Genomic DNA, 22,219 nt, shown 5'->3' with positions numbered 1-22,219 from the left:
CATCATGCCTTCCCTCGTTCATATGCTGGACACTCCACGCACTGGGGAGGTTGCCGGTCGCAGTCCTTGTCCTTGCGTCCCGCAAGTCGATGCCGATGTCATGGTCTGGCTGCGTTCTCCCCATGACTCCCTGCGAGACGCCATACATATACGCCCGCATTCGGACACCCCCCGCCTACGTGTTGGGGGCACCATCAGCATTCCGCCTGTTAAGCCGTGTAGGCGAAGGCGACATTTCAGCCCTCGGATGCGGATTAACCGGTTCGTGTTCCTCAACCTTCCAGTGCTACAGCCTCGGGAACCATCTCGGCGTAACGGCTTCGCCTCAATTCCCTTTACCTGCGGGCTACGTCACCCTGCCAGTTGACGACAGGTCACCGCCGCTTGGGCTCATGCCCCTCACAGCAGGGGGCACGGCATTCTTCAAATCCTCCTTTCTCAATGCATTCCAGTCATATGCACCCCGGACCATCCGGGACGAGGCGCACCATAGGTGAAGTCGCTTACCCACAGCCGGTTCGGCGCCGGCGACTGGAATTGCCGGTTGACCTTGTCGAGTGGACAAGGTGCCGCCTTGTCGCTGATGGTGGTCTTCACCGGCTTGCCGCGGATCACGCCCTGCAAGCCCATGCTCCTCATCAGCCGGGCGACAGTACAACGGGCAATGTCGAAGCCCTCCCGCTTCATCTGTCGCCAGACCTTGCGTACGCCGTAGACGCCGAAGTTCTCGTCGAACACGCGCCGCACCTCCTCCTTCAGGACCTCATCCCGCTTTGCACGGGCTGGCAATCGGGAAGGATCGGCGCGCCGGGCGGCATGCTCGTGCCAGGTCGACGGGGCGATCGGCAGCACACGGCAGATCGGCTCGACCCCGTACGCATCGCGGTGAGCGTCGATAAAGGCGATCATCGCTTCAGTGGGCGGTCGAGTTCCGCCATCGCAAAATAAGCCGACGCCTTGCGCAGGATCTCATTGGCCTGACGAAGCTCGCGAACCTCCCGTTCAAGCTCCTTGATCCGCGACAGCTCCGCGCTCGTCGGCCCAGGCCGTATGCCTGCATCCCGCTCAGCACGCCGCACCCAACCGCGAAGCGTCTCCCCGGTGCAGCCGATCTTCGAAGCGATCGAATTGATAGCTTCCCATTCCGAAGCATACTCGCCCCGGTGCTCCAGAACCATTCGAACCGCGCGCTCGCGCACTTCAGCTGAATAGGTATTGCCGTTCCGTTTCGTCATGATGGCTCCTTAATCTCAAGAGGGGGAGCCTCCGGCAATCCCGGCGCGGTTCATTTCCGCTGCATATCAATGGGTTAGCGGCTGCCGGAGGACATCATCCCTCCTCCGCTACCATTGTCTGAAAGTCCATAAAAATCAGGAAGTTAGCGCCGAACGGAGGTTCGGACGACTGTGAGACATCTCACGCAGATGTACGCGGAGATGCCATGGCGCTGCCTTCCTACATGTCCCGGCGCGAGGGACGCTACTACCTGCAGGTTCGATTCGCCCGGCCTCTGGCCAAGCTGACCGGTGTTTCCCTCTTCAGGGCGTCGTTAAGAACCAGCGACTATCGTCAGGCACGGCTTCGTCTCGCAGAATGCCTGACGTGGGTGCACCGGATGAACGAAATCAAGTACGAAGACTACGTTGGCTTGTTCCAGAAAAACATCACAGAGCTTCGTCAATACGTAGCCGACGCGCTTCCGCTGAGCGAGGCGCGCCTGGTCGCCCGTCAGCTCTACGAAGAGACGCTCAAGAACCTGATCCGACGTGCCAAAGCGGCAGGATGCGATCCGGACATGGTCGAACCGGGGTTCCAGGAACTGTTCAACCGCTTCGTCCGACAGAACGTGGAAGCCGACGCTTGGCTCAGGCACGTGGAGAGGATCCAGGAATACGAACGTGGCCGGGCAGACATGCAGGCCGCCATCGAGCTCGGATTGGTTCGGCCGGGTGTGGGAACAGGTCCGGGTTATTGGCCAGAAGCTCACGCGCGCGCGGCAAGCAACATCGCCTCGTTCTCGCCAACCGCCTTTGAGCCGACAATTGGCGCTCAAGGTCCGCGTGGCACGGCATTAAGCGTGGCCCAGCCGTCAGGAGTGGAACTTGCGAGTTCCGACAAGAGGGCGAACTCCGATCAGCAGAAGGCTCCGCTCCGGTTTTCCGAAGCTCTCGCTCTCTATGTGGAAACCGATGAGGAGTCCAACGGAAACGCGGACGCCCGGTCGATCGTGAAGCTCGTCGTACAGTTCATCATCGACAAGTTGGATGACCCCTTGCTTTCCGAATTCGACGAGGAAGCGGCTGCGCGAATTGACGCGATGCTGCCTGACATCCCCGACCGCAAGAACATCCCGCGCGAACATGCCGGCAGCCTCGCGGCACGCTACGACTACGCGCAGAAGCATGGCTGGGACGGGCTGAAGCGCCTCACCGAAGCGCGGTTGAAGAACGGCTATCACAACGCCATGTCCCGCTTCTTCGGGTGGCTGATCCAGAAGAAGTTCTACCTGCGCGACATGCCCAGGTTCTCGAGGACCAGCGACGAGAACCTCGTCTCCATCGAGCGGGACGCATTCTCGACGGACGAGGTGAGCAGGATCTTCTCGCTGCCGCTCTTCACCGGCTGTCTGAGCGCCGACCGGATCTGGGTCAAGGGAACCTGCCTCGTGCAGAACCACCTCTATTGGGGATACGTCATGTCGTTCCTCACGGGAGTGCGGCCCGGAGAGCTCGGACAGATCGAGCTCGACGACATCGAGGAGGAGCACGGGATCTACTACCTCCAACTGCGTGCCTTCGATCCGAAGAAGGGACGCGTGGCGCGCAAAGACGCAAAACGCTTCAAGACCCCGGCGTCACAGCGGACCATTCCGCTGCATCCCCTCATCCTTGACCTTGGACCGCTTGAACGAATCGAGGACCTGCGGTCGATCGGCTGCCCTGTGCTGTTTCCTGAATGGGAACCCTATCCGAAGCCGGGAGGCGAGATGCGATGGGGACAGCCGCTGACGAAGAGTTTCCAGTACCTCAAGAGAAAGATCGCGATCGATCGCTTCGACGTGGCGCTCTACTCGTCCCGTCACTGGTTCGCCCAGTTGATTGATGAGACGGATATCAAGGACGCAACCCGGCGCAAAGTCATGGGCCATTCCGGCGGGAAGGACGTAGCGACGCGATATGGCCGGAAGCAACGCCTGACCACTCGCGATCTCTCGGAGCTTGCCCACATCTCGTCTCCCGAGATCGACGAAATGAGCCGGCCGCTGCTAAGCGCAAAGGAGCGGGCTGATCGCGGCGAGCTGACGGTGCTGAAGCCATGGCTGACGACGGCAAACTGGTCCGACTACTACAAGCGGAAGTTGCTGGGAAAATGACTCAGCTCCGCCAGCCAAGCCATGGCTCTATGCCGAACGGCCCTTTGTTCACAACGGCCTGTCGCTTGCGGCCTACTGGCACGCTGCATTCGACGCTGGTCTGGTCAGCTTCACCGATGAGGGAATGGTTCTTGTCAAATCCGGACTAAGCGAAACCGCTCGGGCAGCGTTAGGCATCGCCACAGCCCCGCGCCTCTAGTTGACGGACGATCATCGTCCCCAGCTTGCCAAGCATCGGGCACGTCATGGCTTCTGAATGGGCATCCTGTCCCGCCGCATAATTCAATTTGGATGGCCGCCTCTCGGAAATGACTCGTCAGTCAGTCAGATAGTATCGCGGCGTGAACCGCCCGAGTTCCAGGAGCAGTGTGTGTGTAGGACGGTCGGCGACTGAACTGCCGAACCGCTCAGCTCATCTCCCCCGGGGGAGGGCAGCCATAGGCGTTCACGGCGATCGAGTGCCAACTCACAGCCGCCTGTTCCCAAAAACGGACCTTTCGCTTCCTGCCCCCAAAACGGACAGGCGGACTTTGCCTATCACCACAATTAGCACGTTGGCCGCGCCAATTCGGCCGTCATAATGATCGGCCCCCACGGACGGGTCCAATTTGATTGTTAGTGCAATGATGGTCGTGGCGCCAGCGCGGGCGGCATCGCTGGTTGGGGTTGCAGGGCCGCCCGCGCGAATGCCGGGATGAAGACCTCCGGCGCCGGCGGCTTGTAGCCGAGCGATCCATGCGGACGCACGGTGTTGTAATGCCGACGCCAGCTTTCCACGATGATCCTGGCCTCTTTGAGCGTGTAGAAGATCTCGCCGTCGAGGAGTTCGTCGCGCAGGCGAGCATTGAAGCTCTCGATGTAGCCATTCTCCCATGGGCTTCCGGGTGCGATGTAGGCAGTCTTCGCCCCGACGGCGGTGATCCAGTCCTGCACGGCCGTGGCGATGAACTCCGGGCCGTTGTCGGAACGGATGTGCTCAGGCACGCCGCGCAGGATGAACAGGTCGGACAGGACGTCGATGACGTCGGTGGAGTTGAGCTTGCGATCGATGCGGATCGCCAGCGCCTCATGCGTGAACTCGTCGATCACGTTAAGCATGCGGTACTTCCTTCCGTCATGAGTGCGGTCCTCGACGAAGTCGTAGGACCAGACATGGTTGGGCCGCTCGGCGCGCAGGCGGATGCATGATCCGTCGGCGAGCCAGAGCCGGCCTTTCTTCGGTTGTTTGGCTGGAACCTTCAGCCCCTCTTGCCGCCAGATGCGCTCGACCCGCTTGTCGTTGACCACCCAGCCCATCTGGCTGCGCAGAAGCTCGGCGATCTTGCGATAGCCGTAGCGGCCATAGCGGCGGGCCAGTGCAACGATGTCCTCGGTCAGTTGCTGCTCGTCGTCCCGGCCGCGAGGAATACGCCGCTGCGTGGAGCGATGCTGCCCAAGCACGAGGCATACCCGGCGCTCCGACACGCGCTTCGGCAGAACCGAGCGAACATGGTCGATGCAGGCACGGCGACGCGAGGGGCTCAGAAGTTTCCCCGCGCAGCCTCCGTCAGGATCAGCTTGTCCAGCGTCAGATCGGCCACCGCCTTGCGAAGCCGTTCGTTCTCCTTCTGGAGATCCTTCAACTGCCGAAGCTGGTCACGGCTCATGCCGCCATATTGCTTGCGCCACCGGTAGAACGTCAGTTCGGAAACGCCGATCTGGCGAACGGCATCCGCCATCGCCATGCCTTGGCCGCGCAAAACCTCAACCTGCCGAAGCTTCGTGACGATCTCGTCGGGCTTGTGTCGCTTGTTGGCCATTGTGGTCCTCCTTCATGGTCAAAACCATACTTCAAGGTGGACCCGTTCAATGGGGGTGGATCACGGGCGCGCCAGAATAAAATCAAGCGCTTAGCGGATACTTACGGAAAGAAAATTGCCCATCAGAGCCGTTTTTGCCACATAAGACTGGCTTTCGGAAACCCGCAGAAATCCGCCATTGTCCGTTTTGGCCCGTTTTGGCTTGTGGCGCGTTTGTGGCAAGACCGCTGCCCTGCTTGAACGCCGATCATAGCGCGCGACACCCGCGTGCGACCTGCCCGGTTGACCAAGGCGAACGACCGCAGCGCGTCGGCATTTCTGCTACCTATTTGTGTATCCATTGGCTACACTCCTGCATGACCAAGGATTCGGGGCTTCGCATCAGAGTCCAGCGCGAGTTGCGGGAGCAATTTCTGGAGGCCTGCCGTGCTCAGGACAGGCCTGCCGCGCAGGTCATACGCGAATTCATGCGTGATTTCGTCCAGCGCGCCGCGCCAGTTTCAAACGCCGCCGCGGCCGGCAAGCGACGGAAGGGGACCAATAGAAAATAGCTAGTTGCAGGGGGGCAGCGCCCGATGTGGTCTGATAATGAAACTGAACGCGATTTCCTGAACTTCACCGGCATCGCCGATACCGTTGCCGAGATCATTGTGCAGGCCGGCGAGCGGCCTGTTTCAATTGGCGTGTCCGGCGCCTGGGGCGTTGGCAAGTCATCTATGATCAAGCTTATCCGCCGCGCCCTTGATGAGCGGGCGGAAGGGCGCCGCTCGGAGTTTGTATTCGTTGAGTTCAACGCATGGCTTTATCAAGGCTACGACGATGCACGCGCGTCCTTGCTGGAAGTGATCGCCACCGCGCTGGCGGAAGAGGCGAAGAAGCGGCAGACAGGTCTGGATAAAGCGCAGGAGCTGCTGAAGCGAGTGGACTGGCTGAGGGCGGCAAAGTTGACCGCCGGTTCGGCGCTCGCACTTGCGTTGGGATTGCCACCAGTCGGGCTGATCGGCGAAGCCGTCCGGCTTGGCAAAACCGCACTTGCCGGCGAAGCCACAGCGGCGGATGTCGCCGCGATGGAAGCGACAGCGGGCGAGATCGGGGGCGCCGCAACGGGACTTCTTAAGCCGCGGCACGATTCCTCGCCGCCCAAGGAAATACACGCGATCCGCAAATGCTTCGAGGAAACGCTGTCGGAGATGGGCGTGAAGCTCGTCGTGCTGATTGACGACCTCGACCGGTGTCTTCCTCCCACGACCATCTCGACGCTCGAAGCTATCCGGCTGTTCCTCTTCCTCAAGAATACGGCTTTCGTGATCGCAGCCGACGACGCGATGATCAAACATGCCGTTCGCAAGCATTTTGAAGGCATCGACGATGAGAACCTCGTCATCAGCTATTTCGACAAGCTGATCCAGATACCGATCAGAGTCCCACCGCTCGGAACCCAGGAGGTTCGGGCGTACATGATGTTGCTATTCGTCGAGAACAGCACGCTGCCGGAGCCCGACCGGGAAGCGATCAGGAAAATGGTCTGCAAGCAACTCCAGCAGACGTGGCGCGGAAAGCGCGTCGATCGCGCGTTCATGCAGACGCTTCATGCCAATCTGCCGGGCGACCTCGTTGCCCGCTTCGATACCGCTGACCGGCTTGCGCACCTGATGACCTCGGTCTCGCAGATCGCCGGCAATCCGAGGCTGATCAAGCGCTTCCTCAATGCGCTTTCGATTCGCATGACCATCGCCCGCGCTCATGGCGTCGGGGTGGACGAAGCAGTGCTCGCCAAGCTCATGCTGTTCGAGCGGTCCGGCGACAAAGACGCCTACGGCGCGCTCACCAAGGCGGTCAATGAGGACGACGACGGGAAGCCCCGCTTCGTCGCCGATTGGGAGGAGAAGGCCCTCGCGGGCAAAGAACTCGTGCTGGAACCGCCTTGGGACGCCGCCTTTATCCGCGAATGGCTGACTGTGCCGCCGCGCCTTGCCGACGTGGACTTGCGCGGAGCGCTATATGTGAGCCGGGAGCATGCGCCACTGATCTCGCCGGAAGACCGGCTGTCTTCCGAGGGCGCCGAGCTGCTTGCCGCGATCCTCGAGCACCCGGACATGGCGGGCGAGCTGCACGAGCGTCTGACCCGTCTGCCGCGTCCAGAAGCTGCGATCATCATGGATCGCGTGCTCGAGCGCGCAAGGCAGCAGCAAGAATGGGGCACGCCAACCATCCTCGATGCGGCGCTTGCGGTCGCAGCCGCGGACCCGCCGCAGGGCGCGCGGCTTGGCGCGTTCCTGCGCGACCGGCCACCCGCGCAAATCACCGCAAGCATCGTGCCGAAGATTGGCGACCAACCGTGGGCAGCGGAAGTATTCGAGGCCTGGCGCAAGGCCGATGTAGCTCCGCCGGTCAAGAAGGCTATGACGCAGCGAACCAAGCTCGCGCAGGGGGGATAAATGGGCACATCGCAATCCAGCTCAGGATCGCCGTCAGGCGTGCCGCTTGTCCCGCCATGGGTTCCCGATCCGGTGCCGCCTGCCGGCCCAGATGGCAGCGGGCAGGATGGACAAGATGGACTGGGTCCCGATGGTCAAGGTCAGCCGCAGCCGCAGCAGCCGGCCCAACCCGCGCCGGCAGCGCCACCGCCGGCTCTGGCGCCTGCGGGGCGCTTCGGCCCCGCGCGGACAAGCCTCGGACGTTTTGCCCGCTCGGGCTCCGGCGACGACATGCGCCGTGGCGTCGGCCACTATGTCAGCAAAGGGCTTGGCGGCAGCGGCTCGGCCGCGCGCCGCTTCGGCGGCACGGCCAGGACGGCGGGTTCTCTCTATGGAGCGCTTTCCTCCACCGCTGCCGGGCAAGCTGCGGCGCCCGGCAGTCCGCTCGACCCCGCGCTGCTTGCCGGACGTTCAGCCGATGAGGTGATGGACGCCGTTGTCGAGGCCGTCCGGCCAGTAGATGGGACGCAGGACACGGAAGCAAGCCGGGATGCCGTTCGTACGGCCCTTTCCGAGCTTCTTGAACGCTTTCCCGGAGCCGACCTCCTTAATCTGGCTGAAGACCAGAGGCTGTTTGCCATTGAGCGCTACCTCGCGCTCGATGTTTACAACCGGCTTCGCCTCGATGTGGGAAAGGCGATCAAGGACAAGGCGCCGGGGGTCGCAACCGCGCTTTCCCGGATGCGCCAGATCCGCGAATACGTGCGCGAAACCATCGCTGCCCGGTTCCGGGCGCTACGCGCCGCCGGACAGTCGCTCAGCGCGCGCAGGATCGCGCAGATGGGCGCGCAGGCGCTCCGCGAAGCGTTCGAGGTGTTCGAGGAGTATGTGCGATGAGGCTCGTCTGCGCGCCCCTGAACGGCGGATTTGGCGCTGGCGCGGCGGCCGACCTCGAAGTCGTGCTGTTCTCGCACGCGGACCGGCCGACGCGCGCAGCGGCCGGCGCCAACGTCGTGGATATCATTCGGCGCGCAAAGCTGCGGCCCGCTACCCGCGCATGGGACCTGCTCTCAATCGCGCTCTCCGTCATCGCGGCAGATACAGGAGTGCGGCGTGACGAAAGCCCCGACGGCTGGACCCGCGAAATTAATCTACAGATCGCCGTGTCCGATCCCACCTTCTGGACTGCGCAGAAGGACCTCTTTGAAAAGCAGCTCCGCTTCCTCACCACCGATCTCTGGACTCTCTCGTTCACGGGCGGCGGTGTCCAGCCGGTGCCGCCCAATCCTCCGGCCATGCCGCCGGAGGATTGCGTCGCGCTTCTTTCCGGAGGACTCGACAGTCTGATCGGCGCGATCGATCTGGTTTCCGGTCATGGCAAGCGGCCCTACCTTGTCAGCCAAGTCGCGCAGGGCGACAAGGAAAAGCAGGCCTATTTCGCATCCAAGCTGGGCGGCGGCCTTAAGCATCTCCAGCTTAACCACGACGCCAACTGCCCCGGCGTCAACGAGCGCTCGCAGCGTGCTCGATCGATCATTTTTCTCGCCTATGCTGTTCTGCTTGCGACGAGCCTGAAACGCTATCATGACGGCCAAGCCGTAACCGTCTATGTCTGCGAGAACGGATACATCTCGATCAATCCGGCGCTGACGCCCGGAAGGCTCGGAAGCCTGAGCACACGCACCACGCATCCTATCTTCATCGGGCTTTTCCAAAGCCTGCTTGATGTCGCCGGGCTACGCGTCCGGATCGAAAATCCTTACCAGTTCAAGACCAAGGGTGAGATGCTGGCAGGCTGCGCCGATCAGGCGTTCCTGAAGAAGAACGCGCACACCACGACGAGTTGCGGGCGCTTCGCGCGAAATGGTTTTCGCCATTGCGGGCGCTGTGTGCCATGCCTTATCCGCCGCGCGTCCTTTCACGCGTGGGGGGAGCCTGACAAGACCGTGTACGTCTATTCAAAGCTATCGAAGAATGATAGCGACCACTCAGGGTTCGATGATGTCCGGTCGGCGGCGATGGCCGTCGCCCAGGTGCGTTCCGAAGGTCTCGACCGCTGGCTTGGCGCTTCCCTGAACTCCGTTCTGATGGGGGACACGATGCCTTACAAGCAGGTTGTCGCCCGCGGACTCGAGGAGCTGGGAAAATTTCTCAAGGCCACGGGTGTCAAGTGATCGACTTCCATTGCCATCTCGATCTTTATCCCGATCCTCAGCAAGTGGTGGAAGGTTGCAGGCAGCGCGGCATGTATGTTCTTTCGGTAACGACGACGCCTAGCGCCTTTCAGGGCACCAGCGCGCTTACCAATGGCACTGAGAGGATCAGGACCGCGCTTGGCCTGCACCCGCAGCTTGCCCACGAGCGGCAATCAGAGCTGCCGCTGTTCGACGAGCTGCTGCCACAAGTTCGGTATGTGGGTGAGATCGGCCTTGATGGCGCGCCGGAGTTTCGCATCCACTGGAGCGCGCAGCTTGCCGTCTTTGACCATGTGCTCCGCTCCTGCGCCAAGGCAGGCGGCCGCATCCTGTCGCTCCACAGCCGCCGCGCAAGCCGTGCAGTGCTCGACCGTCTTGAGGTGCACGGGAAATCAGGCGTGCCCATCCTTCACTGGTTTACCGGAAGTTTTCGCGACCTCGACCGGGCCGTCGCTCTTGGATGCTGGTTCAGCGTTGGGCCTGCCATGCTTCGCAGCGAGCGCGGACGCGCGCTTGCCGCTCGTATGCCGCGGGATCGAGTATTGACGGAGTCAGACGGCCCGTTTGCACAAATCGATGGCAGGGCTGTCATGCCTTGGCAAGTGACTGAGGCGGCGCGCATGCTCGCTGAACTCTGGTCGCTTTCACCAGATGAAGCGGAGCAGATTACACACAGCAACCTGCGCACTCTTGCATCACTTGTGCCGTCCAATGCCTGACCGATTGTCTCCAGTAGAACGCAGCGCCCATATGCGGCGCATCCGGAAAGTGGATACCAAGCCAGAGCTTGCCGTGCGGCGCATTGCACACCGGCTCGGCTATCGATTTAGGCTTCACAGGGCCGACCTTCCCGGCACGCCCGATCTTGTCTTCCCTAGGCTACGAAAGGTGATTCTCGTGCATGGCTGCTTCTGGCATCAACATCCGGGATGCAGCCTCGCGCGTGCGCCGAAGTCGCGGCTTGAATACTGGCTGCCCAAACTGGCGCGGAATCAGGAGCGCGACATCCAAGCCTTAGCGGCCTTGCAGCACCTTGGATGGGACGTTCTCGTGCTTTGGGAGTGCGAGGCGGCAGCGGGAGAAGCGATCCGCCCGCGCATTGCCTCTTTCCTTGCTGGCGGCAATGATCAGTCCGCGCCTGAAGCAGAAAGCAAGGGCAACTCGCTGGCCACCGGATCACGTTGAGCTTTCTTCCGTGCGGAGAAGCGGCCCTCTCCCGGATGGTCAGCATGATCGCCGATGTGTTGCCGATATTTCGCGGGGAGAGGCTTGAGGCGCTCCGGCTCCGGTATCGGGCGCCGCACAGGTGGAATGAGCTTCAGCGTGCCAAGATTGCCCTTATCGCCAAGAAGCTGGCGCCGGATTTCGCGCGCAAGGACCTCCGCAAGAAGGGACGGCACGGCATTTCCGAGCATCTTCTGCGCGTCGGTCCGGCCGCACTCGAACTCAAGCCCATCAGGGAAGGTCTGAAGGCGGCACATTTCCGCGATTGAGAGCTTGCGGTTGCACCAGTGGAACGGCCCGATCGCCGATCCCGGCTGCGCCTGGATCGTCCATGAAGGCTGGTCCTTCGCCAGCTTCAGCAGGAAGCTCCAATAGCGCGTGCGCCATCCGAAAAGCTGCGATCCGCCGCCGCGGTTGGTGTGCCAGAGATAGTTCTGGCCTTCCGGAATCGTCGGGAGCAAATCGCCCCATTTGCCGCCGACCGCGAGCGAAGGCTCATTCGGCATGCGGGGAAGATCGCCGATGGCATCCCACGCGGTGCGGTACGGCTCGCGCGCATCCAGCAGGCTGATCTCTTCCTTCGCGCAATGCGTTGGCGCCGGAAACTGGAACGGAATGCCTTCGCGGCTTCCAATCAGGAACACGCGCTCGCGGATTTGCGGGACGCCATAATGGGCGGCGTTGAGCATCTTCCATGTGACCGTGTACCGGGTGCCAACTTCCCGGTTGATCTGCTCGATGCCTTCAAGCAGATGCCGCAGTCCTTCGTCCTTGCCTTTGTAGACAAGGCCGTACACGTTCTCGAGCAGGAAAGCCTTCGGGCGCGTGTCCCGCAGCACGCGAAGATAGGCCGTGAGCGTGTCCGCGCGCGGATCGTCGAGTCGCAGCGCATCGCCGTTGACCCAATAGGATGACTTCGAGAAAGGCTGGCAGGGCGGGCCGCCGATCAGCACATCCGGCTCGCCGGCGCGAAGTCCGGCTTTCGCCAGAATCGCCTCTGATGAGATGTCGTGGATATCGCCTTCGAGCAGGCCCCATTTCGGGCGGTTAAGGCGCACAGTCCTGCATGAAACTGCGTCCAGCTCGACCGCTGCCGCCGTAGCGAATCCCGCAGCTTCAAACCCGAAATCGAGCCCGCCGACTCCGGTATAAAGGCTAATCGCGGTCAGTCGGCGTGCAGCCACCCTATGACTCCTCTACAAAGGCTGGATCGAATCGTTGTAGTATGCCCCAGATATAGCAGCCTAGCGAAGGCAACTTGTACTGTCAATACAAATTTTGGGGAAGGCGTGCTGCGGGTCAAGCTTCGGGAAGCCATGGAGGATTATCGCCGCCGAACTGGTGAGCGCATGACGTATGAGCTTCTCGCCAAACGTACCGGCCTTGCGCGGCCAACGATAGAGTCTCTCGCCTCCCGCGACAGCTACAACACCCGACTAAGCACCATCGAGAAAGTATGCCGCGTCCTTGGCTGTCAGCCGGGCGATCTTCTCGAGCTGACAGTTCCAGAGATCGCGCAGAATGAAAATCGATAAAAACATAGCCGCCCGGATCGTGCGCGAGGAGGCGAAGGCGTCCGAATCGGGACCGCTCGACGCCGCCTGGACCGAGAAGGTCGATAGGCTTTCCCGGCTTTGCGCCGATGGTGTCTCCGCCACTCACATCGCCTTTCTCGCGACGGCGATGCTCGCTAAAGCCGTTGATCGCCGCGCTGATCTTTTTGCGATCAAACCGACGCACGCGCCCGGAAATCTGAACGCCTTCTCGGCACGCACCCTTTGCCACAGCGTGATTGTTCCACTCGCGGCCGAGCTGGGCTTTAGCATTGGCGTCACCGGGCGTGAGCCGCTGAACAACCAGCCTTACTTCCGGATGACCCGCCTTGGTGATGACACGCCCGTTCATCCCGGCGGCCGGGCGGCGTTTGACTATATGGTGGAACTCGTTCGCGAACTCACGGCGCTCAAGGATGAAGCGCTCGCGCGCGAAGCCCTGCGCGCCTTCATTGCGGTTCGACGCCGCTATCAGCCGCGCTACACCGATCACGATGACGGCGCCAGCATCACGCCCGACCGGCTCGTTCTGGCGATTACGCGCCTTGTGAATGACGACTCCGAAGGGGGGCGCAGAGCACAAGCCGTCGTTGCCGGGCTGATGGATATTTTTGCGGGGCCGGACCGGGTCGAAAGCGGCCGGATCAACGACCCCAGCCGCAAGTATCCAGGCGATGTCTGTGTCCGTTCCAACGACGACCCTGAAATCTGGGAGAAAGCAATCGAGGTTCGCGACAAGCCGGTCACGATGCACGACGTGCAGATATTCGGAAAGAAATGCGTGGACATGGGAGTCCGCGAGGCAGCCGTCGTCATGGTCTCGGGCGCGCAGCAGGCCCTCGATACGGCGGCGCTGACGCGATGGGCCAACGGGTTCGGGATAGGCCTCACGCTATTCCGCGGCTGGCCCGGCTTCGTCGAGCAGGCGCTGTTCTGGAGCGGCGAACCCAAGCCCGAGGCCGCCAGACGGGCGATCCAGTTCATCCATCAGAGGCTTGTCGCCGTCGAAGCCTCGCCCGCCGCCGTCGTCCTCTGGCAGTCGCTTGTACGCGCGGACTGAGGACGGCCGCCGTGAAAATTGAAAAACTCACCCTCAGGAATTTTCGCTGCTTCGGTCCGCGAGGGACGAAGATCAGGCTCTGTAGAGCGGTCACCGCCTTCGTTGGCGCCAATGGCTCCGGCAAGACCGCGGCCTTTCAGGCTCTATCAAGGCTTTTTGGCGTCACGCCCGCCCAGCGCGCGGTGCGGCGGCAGGATTTCCATTTGCCCGCTGACCAACAGGGGCTTCAGTCCGGAGCAACTCTGTCGATTGAGGTTGTGTTTTCGTTTCCCGAGCTGGAGGGACTCGACGAGGACGAGGCCGAGGACGCCGTTCCGGAATTCTTCCTGCAAATGGCCGCGTCTGCGCCGGGCGCTCCGCTCAAGGCAAGGATGAGGCTTCAGGCGACATGGACAGACGACGGCACGCCGGACGGCAGCATCGACGAGGACCTCCGATGGATCACCACGCTAGATGATGAATTCGAGTGGGATGAATGCAAGCGGGTGCAGGCCGTCGAGCGCGGCTCCATCCAGCTCATCTATGTCCCGGCTGCCCGCGACGCTGCGGCGCAGGTGACCGCATTGCTCAAGGGTCGGCTGTGGCAGGCTGCAAGATGGTCAGACGAATTCCGCGAGAGCAGCGCGGCAAGCGCCCAAGAAATTCAGCAGCAGTTCGAGCGCGAAGAGCCCGCGGAATTTGTCATCGAGCGGCTCACCAAGCGCTGGCGGCAGGTCCATGAGGCAGATACGGACACAACGCCGGTCTTGCGCTTGGTCGAAAGCCGGTTCGAGGAGCTGGTCCGCAAGGCCGAGTTTGCTTTTTCGCCCGATGAGGAAGGGCAGGAACGCGCGCTCGCGGACCTGAGCGACGGCCAACGCTCACTCTTCCATATTGCGCTTACGGCCGCGACTCTGGAAGTCGAGAAAGATGTGTTCGCGCAGGCCGCCGACGAAAGCGCGTTCGATCAGGACAAGCTGCGGCGGACGAGCCTCACCTTCCTTGCGATCGAAGAGCCGGAGAACAGCCTTTCGCCCTTCTTTCTCTCGCGCATCGTCGCGCAGGCGCGGGAGATCGGCACGCTTGCGTCGGCGCAGGTGGCCCTGTCAAGCCACTCGCCGGCGATTCTCAGCCGCATAGAACCGGAAGAGGTGCGCTACTTCCGCCTGAACCGCGAGCGGCGGCGTGCTTATGTCAAGCCACTCAAGCTCCCAACCGACGATGACGAGGCGAGTCAGTATGTGCGGCTCGCAATCAGGGCATATCCGGAACTATATTTTGCCCGCTTCGTCATTCTCGGCGAGGGCGATTCCGAGCGCCTTGTGATCCCGCGCGTCGCGGACGCTATGGGCGTTCAGCTCGACCCCTCGTTCGTGCCGATCGTGCCGCTGGGCGGACGATATGTCAGCCATTTCTGGCGACTTCTCAGCAATCTTGGGATTCCCCACGCGACCCTGCTGGACCTCGATCTTGGGCGGGCGCACGGCGGCGCAGCCCTCATCGCCGATGTCGTCGCGAAGCTGGGTGAGATTGATAACGACCTGAGCGAGAACTCGCTCGTTGCGGCCGGCACCATCGATCCTGACGAGGTGGGCGATGTCGAGGACAGCGATCTGCTGGATGAGGGCGAGGATAATGACTGGCTGAAAGCGCTCAGGGAGGAAGGGATATTTTTCTCGTTTCCGCTGGATATCGATTTCGCGATGCTCAGCGCTTTCCCGGAAGCCTATCAGCATCCGAACCCCGGAGGGCGCGGGCCACGCGGCGGCGCCGATACAATCCGGGACAAGAAAGCTGTCACCCTTAAGACCGGCGGTGATCCCGATCTGTACGACGATGATTATGATGATGAGTTCAAATGGTATCCCTACCTCTTCCTAAGCAGAAGCAAGCCCGAGACCCATATCGCCGCGCTTGCGCGCATCGAGGAGGACGACCTTGCCGAGGATGCGCCTGCCGAACTCAAGGCGCTCATTGAGCATGTGAAGCAGGCGCTCGGCTTTGAGGACGGCGATGAATGAGCCTAGTACGTCCCGAAGATTGGAGGCCGCAAGGCGTTGATGACCTCGAGCCGCGCGCGTGGGAAGCGCTGCGGCAGACGGAAAGGAGCGTGCTGGTCACGGCGGGAGCGGGCGCGGGAAAGACAGAGTTCCTTGCGCAGAAGGCAACCTATCTTCTCCAGACCGGCCTTTGCCCTTCGCCCAAACGCATACTTGCGATCAGCTTCAAGCGTGATGCGGCCCGCAATCTCGCGGAGCGGGTAGCCAAGCGGTGCGCGCCCGAGCAGGCGCGGCGCTTCAACTCCTACACCTTTGACGCATTCGCAAAGAGCCTTGTGGACCGTTTCCGTGCGGCGGTGCCCGACCCATACCGCCCGCCCGCGGACTATCGGCTCGTCTTGCCGCGTCGCCAGGACTACAGCGATTTTCTGGATACGCATGAATTCCGCGGCGTGAACGCTGAGCAGCTCGAACGTGCAATAGCCAGGGCGCGATTGCCGGTCGCCAATGAAGGCTCGGAACTCCAGCGCGCCGTCGCCACGTATTGGGAGGCGCAATACAATGGTCAGGACGATGTGCCGCTCTCGTTTCCGATGATCAACCGGCTCGTGGAATTGCTCATCCGGCAGAACCCATCGATTCTGAAGGCCCTGCACCTCACATATCCCGTCGTGTTTCTCGACGAGTTTCAGGATACCACCTTCGCGCAGTTCCAGCTCCTGCGCACAGCGTTTGACGGTAGCGAAGCCGTCCTCACGGCTGTTGGCGATGACAAGCAGCGGATTATGGTCTGGGCCGGGGCGATGCCGGATGCCTTCGCGCAGTTCGAGCAGCACTTCGGCGCGGAGCGCATATCGCTCATCTGTAACTGGCGCTCGCATGAGGACCTCGTGCGCATTCAGCACGTAATCGCCAGCAGGATCGACCCCGATGTTGAGGAGCCGGAAGCGCGTGCCGACCGGCTGGTCGACGGCGATGTTGCGGCTATCTGGGAATTCGTGACCGAGGATGAGGAAAGCGATTGCCTCGCGCAGTGGATCGAACGCGAGGTGCAGGATGGCAATGTCGAGCCGCACGACATTGCCATCCTTGTGCGCATGCGTGCTGATGAGGTGGAAGGCCAGCTATCACCGGCATTCGCAAACCGAGGGCTGAGGCTGCGCAATGTCGCACGCAACGTGGGCGATATTGCCATTCAGGACCTGCTTGGAGAGGACTTGACTCAAATCCTCTTACGACTGATGCGCCTTGGCTCAACTGCCCGGAGTCCGGAGAACTGGAATGCTGCTTTACTTGACTTGCAATTTCTCGAAGCGGTGGATCCCGCTGATGAAACGGGACAGCAGCTCCTCCAGGAGCGGCTTCAGAAGTTTGTGCGTGAGATGCGGCGGACCTTGAGAAGGCTTGATCCTGTCCCCGAATCCGCGGCAGAGGCCGCGCAGGCTGCGATCGATTTCATCGGAACGGAGGTGCTGCGTCAGGCCTTTCCCTCTTATCAGAGGCAGCCCGACTTCGATCGCGTCTGGAATGGCTTCACGCGGCTCCTGCAAGAGAGTCTCCAGCACGCGGATACGTGGTCGATGGCTCTCGACGAGTTCGAAGGGTTGAGCCAGATCGCGCTGATGACCATCCATAAGAGCAAAGGCCTGGAATTCCATACGATGATCTTCTACGGGCTCGATAACCAGACATGGTGGAGCCTAACGCCCAATCGCCTGGAGGAGCTGAACTCATTTTTTGTCGCTTTCACCCGCGCGAAACAGAGGGCCTTCTTCACCCTGTGCACTGAGCGGGGGCAACCTGTTGCCTGGATCGAAGACCTTCTTATCCCTGCGGGGCTTCGCCACATCGCAGCCGCGGAATTAATTGGTGGGTAGCGGGGCACGTGCGGCGTAGCCGCACCCGGCTCTATTCGCTGCGCTCACCGAACCCGCGGGGCGGTTTCGGCCCATGCGGGTAACGATCCGTCGCGCAAGATGAGTTGGCCAGCCTGCGGCTGACTGTTCTCGTGTTTGTTTTTGGGGGCCTGCGGCCCCGCTTTTTTTTTGAAGTTTGGGGCCTGCGGCCCCCTGTCCGTCAAGGCCAAGACGAGCGCCGCCGGGGCGTTTCCCCGATCTTCCTCCCGCTGGTCGTGCAGACCGGGTGATCCCCCTCACCCCGGCGGCGGCCTTGACGGCGCATCCCCCGCTCATTGGCGCGGGCCTAGTCCGGTTGCATGTGCAACCGCTTTTTAGACTAGGAGAAGATCAATGAAATCAGATGTTTATAGCCGTATCACCGATCAGATCGTGGCTGAGCTGGAGAAGGGAGTCCGCCCCTGGCACAAGCCTTGGAATGCGGGGCATGTCGCGGGGCCGATCAGTCGTCCGCTGCGTTCCTGCGGCAAACCCTACAGCGGAATCAATGTCGTCATGTTGTGGGCGACCGCGATGGAGCGCGGCTTTAGCGCCCCGATCTGGATGACCTTCAAGCAGGCGCTTGAGCTTGGCGCGCATGTGCGCAAGGGCGAGAAAGGCGCGCTTGTCGTCTATGCCAGCACCTTCACCCGCACCGAGCAGGATACGGACACCGGCGAAGCGCAGGAGCGGGAGATTCCGTTCCTCAAAGGCTATACCGTTTTCAATGTCGAGCAGATCGAGGGCTTACCCGCGCATTACACCGCGAGCATAGCGCCTCGGCTCAATCCCGAGCAGCGCATTGAAAGGGCGGATGCGTTCTTTGCGGCGACTCATGCCGACATCCGGCACGGCGGCAACAGCGCCCATTACGTGCCTTCGCTCGATTACATCCAGATGCCGACCTTTGAATCGTTCCGCGATGCCGCAGCCTATTACGCAACGCTCGCGCATGAGTGCACGCACTGGACGCGGCATGAGAAGCGGCTTGACCGCGATTTCGGGCGCAAGCGCTTTGGCGATCAGGGTTACGCGATGGAAGAGCTTGTCGCCGAGCTTGGCGCGGCCTTCCTTTGCGCCGATCTCGATCTTGTCCCGCAGATCAGGGACGACCACGCGCCTTATATCGCCGGATGGCTGAAGGTCCTGAAGGACGACAAGCGGGCGATCTTCACCGCCGCGAGCCATGCGCAGCGCGCCGCCGATTTTCTGACCGGGTTGCAGCCTTCCACCCCGATGATGGAGGCCGCAGAATGACACAGCTTGGTTTTGACAGCCTGCTGACTTCGGCAGCCGAAGAGAACCGGAACCGGGAATTTGCGCGGGAAACCGCGCATCTTCCTTCGACCATGCCGGAGGGACTGGCGCACTACCGCCTTCTGATCCGCCAGCACCATGCGGCCATGCTCGCCGCCGATGGCGAGAAAGTCATGGCGTTGCGGCGCGAGGCAAAATTTCTTGCGCGCAAGCTGAACGGGGGCGACACGGGAATCCTTGCCGACGAGGACTCGGCGGGCAATGTGCTCACGCGCGAGACTGAACCGCGCCGGGATTGCCGGAGGCTCCAACTCCTGAGTAGGATGGAGCATCATGAGCAAGACGACGAACAAGTTTTCCCCTGAAGTGCGCGAGCGCGCGGTGCGGCTGGTTCTCGACAACGAGGGTCAACACGCGTCGCGCTGGCAGGCGGTCATGTCGATTGCGGCGAAGATCGGCTGCACCCCGCAGACGCTGAACGACTGGGTCAAGAAGGCCGAAGTCGACAGCGGCAAGCGCGCCGGCATCCCGACCGAGATGGCCGAGAAGATGAAGGCCCTTGAACGGGAGAATCGCGAACTGCGCCAGGCGAACGAGATTCTCCGCAAGGCGTCGGCGTATTTTGCGATGGCGGAGCTCGACCGCCGACCGAAGTGATGGTGGGTTTCATCGACGCGCATCGGGATGCGCACGGGGTCGAGCCGATCTGCGACGTTCTGCCGATCGCCCCTGCCACCTATTATGACCATCTGGCCAAACGTGCCGACCCGGCGCGGTTGTCGGATCGTGCCAAACGGGACGAGGCGCTGCGCCCCGAGATACGGCGTGTTTTCGAGGACAACTGGAGCGTCTACGGCCTGCGCAAGGTCTGGCTCCAGCTGCGCCGCGAGGGCTTCGATATCGCTCGCTGCACGGTGGCACGGCTGATGAAGGACATGGGCATTCAAGGCATTATCCGGGGCAAGCCGCACAAGACGACGATCCCTGACAAGAAGCAGCCATGCCCGCTGGACAAGGTGAACCGCCAGTTCCGCGTGCCTGCGCCGAACATGCTGTGGGTCAGCGATTTCACCTATGGTGCCACCTGGAAGGGGTTTGTTTATGTCGCTTTCGTCATCGACGCTTATGCCCGCAAGATTGTCGGCTGGCGGGTCAGCACCTCGGCGTATGCGGGGTTCGTCCTTGATGCCCTCGAACAGGCGGTCCATGACCGCCGCCCGGTCAAGGGCATGGGGCTGGTTCACCACAGCGACCGCGGCAGCCAGTATCTGTCGATCAAATACACTGAACGGCTGGCCGAGGCGGGCATCGAGCCTTCGGTTGGCAGCGTCGGTGACAGCTACGACAACGCGCTGGCCGAGACGATCAACGGGCTCTTCAAGGCCGAGGTCATCCACCGTCGGGGGCCCTGGCGCAGCTTCGAGGCCGTGGAATACGCAACCCTCGAATGGGTGGACTGGTTCAACAACCGCCGCCTGCTCGAGCCGATCGGGAACATCCAGCCCGCCGAAGCCGAGGCAAACTTCTACGCGGCTCTGGAAACTGAAGCCATGGCCGCGTAACTAAACCAAATCAGCCTCCGGCAAACCCGGCGCGGTTCACCCTTTCCAAAGGCTACACGCATTACATCATCGCAGATGCGCGCTCAGCACAGGGGGTGAACTATTTGGGCAGAACCCCCGTTTATGGGCACACCACTGTCAACGTCTTCGGGAACACGGCCTATGGACAGACTTCTCTTTACGGAGGTCAACCCATTCTGCAACCCTACTCCTCCACATCCTTGGTCGTGGTCATGTTCACGGCTCCGAACATTCCTCCAAATGCAATAGACGCTCGGACAATCGTAGCGAGCAGAGCTAAATGAAGGAGCCGACTGTCAACTCTCGCGAGCCATAGCCGTCGTAGCTGAGGCATTCCAAGATTGACGATCAAAGGTTCGGACGCTGCGTAACCTGCCCGACACGAACTCAGCCCATCAACCGTTGGCCAATCCGGTCACTGCACAGACACCAGAATTAACCATATCCGAGCTTACCGGCTTGAGATCTTTCGCGGATCCCGATCGGTTTGCGACGCCCAACGGGGCGCTGACGAGATCGGCCTTCGCCGGGTGCTGGCACACCTGACGAAGGCCTGACCCGAACGCCTTAATGGAGGTTTCCGGGCTATGGCAACTGTTAGACAACATCCCCGCCGGACGGAAGGCGCCCGGCGACTTATCGACGCCAATCTGCCGAGAGGAGTCAGGTCGCACGGCGACTTCTCCGGTCATCCATGCGGGGGCCTCCGACGGCGAGGCCGATCATCACGAGACGAAGGAACAGAGCAGCTGGTTTCGCAGATGATCGAGACGGCCAAGGCCGGCGCGGTACGGGACGATCCGACGTTCGGAGAATACGCTCCACTGTTCGGCTTCTTTCGTTCCTGCGTGATGCAGGAGGGTCGGCTGCTCGAACTGGCGATCGCCGATGCAGTCGACGAGAATCCTTCATTGAGTCTGCTTCCGCCAAGGCCGATGCCGATCGTTCCGGCCGCGGTGGAGATGCTCAAGAGGACTCCCGGGCATGTAGCCAGGGGGATCAGGTTTCCTTCCCGCGTCCATTCCACCGAGGCTTACAGGCCGGACCTCTTCATCGTAGACGAGGTAAAGCACACCGGGCTCATGCTCGATATCAAGCGCAGCCTCACTTCCTACCGTCCGCGGGAGATAGAGCGGCTCCGCTTCCGAATGCTGGCGGTGGCGTCGATCGCCTCGGAATGGGTTGCAGAACGACAGGGACCAGTCCTCGTCGAGGTGGAAACCGCCATCATCGATGGGGCCGACGAGGTCTCTGACCACGATCATGGCATATTTCCGCTTTCCGAGATCGACGAGCTTCTCGGCATGGAAGGCGTGCTCGAATCCATCACACGGGCACGAGCGCTGTTCGCGGAGAAGGTCCAGATGGAGCTGAGGGCCCGTTGCCGAGGACTTGTTTTCGGCGATGGCAGCAATGCGCCTGACTTCTCTGCCGAGCACAACGGAGTGCAGGCTGGAACGACGCATCCGTCCGAGATCGGACCGCCGCACTCGGCAACGGTGAGACCGGTCCGGTTCGGCTACGCCAAACGGCCGAACCTGCACTAGGGGCCTGACCGGGCGGCGCGAGTCCTTTCGGACGCTTCCCTCGGTCGACCAATCATCACCCTGACGAAACCGATGCCTGCCACGACCGCGTGGTGGGATGGGAGTCCTGCATCCATGAAGAAGCCACGCCGCAGACCACCTGCCACAAAGGTTCCGGACACTCTTTCAAGGAATCGAACCGCCTCTCCCGCTGAGACGACGCGGCAACGGGAGGCTGTAGAGCGATCATCGACCGCGGCCCCAGTGGCCACCCTGCGCCCCCCATCGCCCCTTGCCAGTGGGGGAACTACCGCCACATGGCCCTCTGTCGAGGGATTCCGCGTCGGTTCCAGAGAGC

General features: G+C 61.8%; 16 protein-coding genes, 1 pseudogene and 2 other annotated features. Of the genes and pseudogenes, 14 read left to right on the top strand and 3 right to left on the bottom strand.

Annotated elements, in window-relative coordinates; translation table 11 throughout:
* Window positions 1-468: 468 nt before the first annotated feature.
* A pseudogene (locus CHEJ32_RS26720) lies at window positions 469-1,235 on the bottom strand (IS3 family transposase); the annotation flags it as partial.
* Window positions 835-951, bottom strand: a sequence feature (AL1L pseudoknot). (Overlaps the previous pseudogene by 117 nt.)
* Before the next feature lie 206 nt (window positions 1,236-1,441).
* Between CHEJ32_RS26720 and CHEJ32_RS0111265 the strand changes: the two are divergent.
* A complete protein-coding gene (locus CHEJ32_RS0111265) occupies window positions 1,442-3,373 on the top strand; it encodes a site-specific integrase (RefSeq protein ID WP_028033971.1) in 1,932 nt (643 codons plus the stop codon).
* 615 nt (window positions 3,374-3,988) lie between these two features.
* Here CHEJ32_RS0111265 and CHEJ32_RS0111260 read toward each other — a convergent pair.
* Window positions 3,989-5,172 (bottom strand): IS3 family transposase gene (locus CHEJ32_RS0111260; RefSeq protein WP_122066866.1). Its coding sequence is split into 2 segments (ribosomal slippage): window positions 3,989-4,908 and window positions 4,908-5,172, totalling 1,185 coding nucleotides; the frame shifts between segments, so codons are not numbered across the junction.
* 575 nt (window positions 5,173-5,747) lie between these two features.
* On the opposite strand from CHEJ32_RS0111260, the gene CHEJ32_RS0111245 reads away from it, so the two are divergent.
* Genes CHEJ32_RS0111245 through CHEJ32_RS24480 form a run of 5 tightly spaced genes read left to right on the top strand, consistent with a single transcriptional unit; the run spans window position 5,748 to window position 10,969 of the window.
* Window positions 5,748-7,610 carry a P-loop NTPase fold protein gene (locus CHEJ32_RS0111245; protein ID WP_028033969.1) on the top strand — a complete coding sequence of 621 codons (1,863 nt, stop codon included), beginning with the start codon at window positions 5,748-5,750 and terminating at the stop codon, window positions 7,608-7,610.
* The gene (gene qatB / locus CHEJ32_RS0111240) at window positions 7,611-8,486 is read left to right on the top strand and encodes a Qat anti-phage system associated protein QatB (protein WP_028033968.1); all 876 of its coding nucleotides are present in this window, start codon (window positions 7,611-7,613) and stop codon (window positions 8,484-8,486) included. It begins immediately after the preceding gene.
* Window positions 8,483-9,763: a Qat anti-phage system QueC-like protein QatC gene (gene qatC / locus CHEJ32_RS0111235; RefSeq protein ID WP_028033967.1), complete on the top strand. Its 1,281-nt coding sequence runs from the start codon at window positions 8,483-8,485 to the stop codon at window positions 9,761-9,763. Before qatB ends, qatC begins: the two co-directional genes overlap by 4 nt.
* Window positions 9,760-10,503, top strand: a complete 744-nt coding sequence (qatD, locus tag CHEJ32_RS0111230; RefSeq protein WP_028033966.1) for a Qat anti-phage system TatD family nuclease QatD — start codon at window positions 9,760-9,762, stop codon at window positions 10,501-10,503. Before qatC ends, qatD begins: the two co-directional genes overlap by 4 nt.
* Entirely contained in the window at window positions 10,436-10,969 is a 534-nt protein-coding gene (locus tag CHEJ32_RS24480) for a very short patch repair endonuclease (RefSeq protein WP_371179800.1), read from the top strand. The genes qatD and CHEJ32_RS24480 overlap by 68 nt, the downstream gene beginning before the upstream one ends.
* On the opposite strand, the gene CHEJ32_RS0111220 is transcribed toward CHEJ32_RS24480, so the two are convergent.
* Entirely contained in the window at window positions 10,912-12,192 is a 1,281-nt protein-coding gene (locus CHEJ32_RS0111220) for a DNA cytosine methyltransferase (RefSeq protein ID WP_028033965.1), read from the bottom strand. The two genes, CHEJ32_RS24480 and CHEJ32_RS0111220, sit on opposite strands and share 58 nt — an antisense overlap.
* Window positions 12,193-12,297: 105 nt before the next feature.
* On the opposite strand from CHEJ32_RS0111220, the gene CHEJ32_RS0111215 reads away from it, so the two are divergent.
* The 8 genes from CHEJ32_RS0111215 (at window position 12,298) to CHEJ32_RS0111175 (ending at window position 21,882) form a co-directional block, all read left to right on the top strand.
* On the top strand, window positions 12,298-12,543 hold the full coding sequence (locus CHEJ32_RS0111215) for a helix-turn-helix transcriptional regulator (RefSeq protein ID WP_034658210.1): 246 nt from the start codon (window positions 12,298-12,300) through the stop codon (window positions 12,541-12,543).
* The gene (locus tag CHEJ32_RS0111210; protein WP_034658209.1) at window positions 12,530-13,621 is read left to right on the top strand and encodes a restriction endonuclease, SacI family; all 1,092 of its coding nucleotides are present in this window, start codon (window positions 12,530-12,532) and stop codon (window positions 13,619-13,621) included. The genes CHEJ32_RS0111215 and CHEJ32_RS0111210 overlap by 14 nt, the downstream gene beginning before the upstream one ends.
* 11 nt (window positions 13,622-13,632) lie before the next feature.
* Window positions 13,633-15,621: an ATP-dependent endonuclease gene (locus CHEJ32_RS0111205; RefSeq protein WP_028033962.1), complete on the top strand. Its 1,989-nt coding sequence runs from the start codon at window positions 13,633-13,635 to the stop codon at window positions 15,619-15,621.
* A complete protein-coding gene (locus CHEJ32_RS0111200) occupies window positions 15,618-17,477 on the top strand; it encodes a UvrD-helicase domain-containing protein (RefSeq protein ID WP_028033961.1) in 1,860 nt (619 codons plus the stop codon). The genes CHEJ32_RS0111205 and CHEJ32_RS0111200 overlap by 4 nt, the downstream gene beginning before the upstream one ends.
* A 372-nt stretch (window positions 17,478-17,849) precedes the next feature.
* The gene (locus tag CHEJ32_RS0111195; RefSeq protein ID WP_028033960.1) at window positions 17,850-18,752 is read left to right on the top strand and encodes an ArdC family protein; all 903 of its coding nucleotides are present in this window, start codon (window positions 17,850-17,852) and stop codon (window positions 18,750-18,752) included.
* Entirely contained in the window at window positions 18,749-19,117 is a 369-nt protein-coding gene (locus CHEJ32_RS0111190; RefSeq protein ID WP_028033959.1) for a hypothetical protein, read from the top strand. The genes CHEJ32_RS0111195 and CHEJ32_RS0111190 overlap by 4 nt, the downstream gene beginning before the upstream one ends.
* Window positions 19,086-20,314 (top strand): IS3 family transposase gene (locus tag CHEJ32_RS0111180; protein WP_156936676.1). Its coding sequence is split into 2 segments (ribosomal slippage): window positions 19,086-19,374 and window positions 19,374-20,314, totalling 1,230 coding nucleotides; the frame shifts between segments, so codons are not numbered across the junction. The genes CHEJ32_RS0111190 and CHEJ32_RS0111180 overlap by 32 nt, the downstream gene beginning before the upstream one ends.
* Window positions 19,367-19,483, top strand: a sequence feature (AL1L pseudoknot). (Overlaps the previous gene by 117 nt.)
* A gap of 782 nt (window positions 20,315-21,096) precedes the next feature.
* Window positions 21,097-21,882, top strand: a complete 786-nt coding sequence (locus CHEJ32_RS0111175) for a hypothetical protein (protein ID WP_028033957.1) — start codon at window positions 21,097-21,099, stop codon at window positions 21,880-21,882.
* Window positions 21,883-22,219 lie beyond the last annotated feature (337 nt).

The sequence above is a fragment of the Chelativorans sp. J32 genome, assembly GCF_000518985.1.
Lineage (GTDB): Bacteria > Pseudomonadota > Alphaproteobacteria > Rhizobiales > Rhizobiaceae > Chelativorans.
This window is presented reverse-complemented; position numbering and strand designations above follow the sequence as displayed.